This is a genomic window from Idiomarina sp. UBA4206 (assembly GCF_002383015.1).
Lineage (GTDB): Bacteria > Pseudomonadota > Gammaproteobacteria > Enterobacterales > Alteromonadaceae > Idiomarina > Idiomarina abyssalis.
Genome location: NZ_DFTS01000035.1, coordinates 1,763 through 5,380 on the forward strand (window position 1 = coordinate 1,763; position 3,618 = coordinate 5,380).

Consider the following 3,618-nt stretch of genomic DNA (forward strand, 5'->3'; position numbering starts at 1 on the left):
GAGGGCCGCCATAGCCCATTGGCACACCAAAACGTTGCGCGTTACCGAACACCATGTCGGCGCCCATTTCGCCCGGTGACTTCACCATTAACAGGCTCATTAAGTCAGAAGCAACGGCAACAATGGCCTTTTTCTCCTGCAACTCACCAATTAACTGTTCAATGTTGTGCAACTGGCCTTGTTTGTCCGGATACTGCAACAACGCACCAAACACGTCATGATCAGAGGCTTCACGCGCCGGTCCGACAATAATGTCGAAACCAAAGTATTCGGCACGGGTTTTCACCACGTCTATGGTTTGCGTGTAAACGTTGTCGGCAATGAAAAACGCGTTGGATTTTTTGTTTTTAGAAACCCGCTTCGCCATAGCCATAGCTTCGGCGGCGGCAGTGGCTTCGTCCAGCAGTGAGGCGCTGGCTAAATCTAAGCCGGTTAAGTCCATGGTCATTTGCTGGAAGTTAAGCAGTGCTTCTAAACGGCCCTGAGCAATTTCAGGCTGATACGGCGTGTACGCTGTGTACCAACCCGGGTTTTCCAGCACGTTACGTAAAATAACGTTAGGCACTACGGTGTCGTAGTAACCCATACCAATGTACGAGGTACAAATTTGGTTCTTTTTCGCAATGTTTTTAAGACGAGCCAGAGCTTCGCGTTCAGTTTGCGGCTCCCCTGTTTGCAGGAACGGTTCACGCAGAATCGCACCAGGCACAGTGTCTTTGGTTAATGCTTCTAAAGAATCTACACCCAGCTCAGCCAGCATGGCTTTTTGCTCATCAGCGCTTGGGCCAATATGGCGGCTAATGAATTCATCGTGGTGCTCTAATTGCGTCAGGGTAGTACTGCTCATTTAACTCAGCCTCGTACATTTATCGGAAATTTATCGAAAACTTATCGTAGACAAAAAACAATGAACCCCGGCTAATTTCCGGGGCTCAGGACGCTCTGTGTCATTGGTGCTATGCGCCAATGGCCTCAGTCTTCGTCGATTGAAGCCTCGTAAGTGTTCGCGTCTAATAAGTTGTCCAGCTCGCCGCTGTCATCTGCTTTTATACGGAATAACCAGCCGTCACCGTAAGGGTCGTTGTTGACCGTTTCAGGGGCATCTTCCAGATCTTCGTTCACAGCAACAACTTCACCGGTCATTGGTGCGTAGATATCTGAAGCGGCTTTTACAGATTCAGCGACAGCAATGTCATCGCCTGTGGCAACTTTGTCGCCTACGTCCGGTAACTCAACAAACACCATGTCGCCAAGAAGTTCCTGCGCGTGCTCAGAGATACCTACAGTAAAAGTACCGTCGCCTTCATCACGAACCCATTCGTGGGTTGATGCGTATTTCAGATCTGCTGGAATATTGCTCATATTGCTTTCCTTCTACCCGGGTTACCCGGAATGTATTGAATCTTGTTCGATTATAAAACAGATTGACCGTTTCTGACGAAACCTGGCTTAACCACCTTCACCGGCATTTGTTTCTTACGCATTTCCACTTCCGCTGTATCACCAACACTGGATGGAACGCGAGCCATTGCAACTGAGAAACCAAGTGTAGGCGAGAATGTACCAGAAGTGATGATACCTTCGCCACCCTCAACGGTTACTTTTTGACCGTGGCGCAGTACACCTTTCTCTTCCATCACAAGGCCGACTAATTTGTCATGACCTTTCGCTTTTTTCTGCTCTAAGGCTTTACGACCAATGAAGTCGCGATCAGCCGGTTCAAACGCCACGCTCCAGCCCATATTGGCTTCCAGCGGCGTGATGTTCTCATCCATGTCCTGACCATACAGGTTCATGCCAGCTTCTAAACGCAGTGTATCACGAGCACCCAGTCCACATGGAGCAACCTCGGCTTTTAGCAAGTCATTCCACAAGGCTTCAAGTTGCTCGGCCGGAACCACAATTTCGTAGCCTTTTTCGCCGGTGTAACCTGTGGTCGCAATAAAGTAATCGCCAACGTCTTTGCCCACAAAAGGCTTCATGCCGTCAATTTCGGCATACTGCTCTGCAGTTAGTACGTTTTGAATTTTTTCAGCGGCTTTAGGGCCCTGCAAAGCCAGCATACCCATGTCGTCACGCTCTTTGGTGGTGACATCAAAATCGGCTGCTACTTTTTCAATCCATGCCAGGTCGCGGTCACGGGTTGCTGAGTTAACAACCATGCGGTAAGCGGTTTCTGAGAAGAAATACACGATAAGGTCGTCAATAACACCGCCGTTTTCATTCAACATGCTGGTGTATTGCGCTTTGCCTTCGGTTTTTAGCTTGGCAACATCGTTAGCAAGCAGGTAACGCAAAAACGCCTGAGCCTGTGGGCCTTCTACGTCAACAATGGTCATGTGCGACACATCAAAAACACCGCAGTCACGGCGTACAGCATGGTGCTCTTCAATTTGTGAGCCGTAGTTCAGCGGCATGTCCCAGCCGTGAAAATCAACCATCTTCGCACCCGCTTTTACGTGTGCATCGTACAGTGGCGTTCTGCTACCCATACCGTGTTCCTTCTCTGTTCACTTTATGTGCGTGTGTATGGGCGCAAATTATAGGCGTGATTCGTTTAAACTTAAAATCAATAATGCTTATAATGGTATTAATTTTTCAAATACCCAGTAACGACTTTATAAAGCGAACCAATGAAACATTTATCCTTAGAAGCCTTACGCAGTTTTAGTGCAGTGATTGAGCTGGGCAGTATGACACTCGCCGGCGAGCGCATGGGTCGTTCTCAGCCTGCTATTAGTTTGCAGCTTAAAAAGCTGGAGCAGCAACTGGGCGTTGAACTGCTAACCCGTCAGGGCAGCGGCTTTGCTCTTACCGCCGACGGTGACGTACTGTTTGACTACGCCCAGCGAATGTTGGCACTGAATGACCAGGCCTGGGCGCAGTTCGAGCCTCAACAGGTTAGCGGTAAAGTTCGGCTGGGTATTACCAGTGAATTCGCGTCCAGTTTGCTACCCAAAGTGCTGGGTCAGTTTGCTCAGGTTTACCCACAGGTTACGCTGCAGGTGACTTCAGCATTGAGTAAAGACTTACTTTCCGGATTAGGACAGCAGTTCGATATTATTCTGGCACTGCGTGAGCAAACCAATAAAAGTGATGTTCTGATTCAGCGCGAAGAATTGGTTTGGGTGGGTTTACCCGGCTTGTTAGAGCAACCCGGCTGGCCTATGGTGGTTGCCCCTGAAGGCTGTATTTATCGTCGCAGGGCGGAACAAAGCTTACAAAGAGCGCATCAGCCTTATCGTATCACTTATACCAATACAGACTTCTCGGGACTGACTGCGGCATTGAACAGTGGGCTGGGCATTACCGTTCTGGCCAAAAGTACTGTACCGAAGGATATTCCCATATTGGAGAGTTTTTCTGATAACAAACCCTTACCCAACCCGGGTTCAGTCAACGTGATTATGCGCCTGGCCGGCGGCGCTTCAAGCGCGGCTTCTCAATTAGCGGATTATCTGAAAGCGCGAATTTGAACATCTCACCTGACGTGAACGTCAGGCTACGAGAGCTGAGCTACGGAATAGGTGGCGCCTATGGTTGCTACGTACTGGTCAGGGAATGTGCAGCGCCATGGATGGCGCTGCCCAAACCCTACAGGGATGTATTCACGGGCGT

Annotated in this window: 3 protein-coding genes and 1 pseudogene; 1 reads left to right on the forward strand and 3 read right to left on the reverse strand. The window is 49.4% G+C overall.

Annotated features, from left to right (window positions below; genetic code table 11):
• From B3180_RS07050 to gcvT, 3 genes and pseudogenes are all read right to left on the reverse strand, one after another.
• Positions 1-847: pseudogene (locus B3180_RS07050) on the reverse strand (glycine dehydrogenase (aminomethyl-transferring)); the annotation flags it as partial.
• Between the two features lie 125 nt (positions 848-972).
• Positions 973-1,362, reverse strand: a complete 390-nt coding sequence (gene gcvH, locus B3180_RS07055) for a glycine cleavage system protein GcvH (protein WP_054491221.1) — start codon at positions 1,360-1,362, stop codon at positions 973-975.
• Positions 1,363-1,412: 50 nt separating this feature from the next.
• Positions 1,413-2,492, reverse strand: a complete 1,080-nt coding sequence (gene gcvT / locus B3180_RS07060; protein WP_278358461.1) for a glycine cleavage system aminomethyltransferase GcvT — start codon at positions 2,490-2,492, stop codon at positions 1,413-1,415.
• Positions 2,493-2,633: 141 nt separating this feature from the next.
• On the opposite strand from gcvT, the gene B3180_RS07065 reads away from it, so the two are divergent.
• Positions 2,634-3,476, forward strand: coding sequence for a LysR family transcriptional regulator (locus B3180_RS07065; RefSeq protein ID WP_011235323.1), 843 nt, complete (start codon positions 2,634-2,636; stop codon positions 3,474-3,476).
• Positions 3,477-3,618 lie beyond the last annotated feature (142 nt).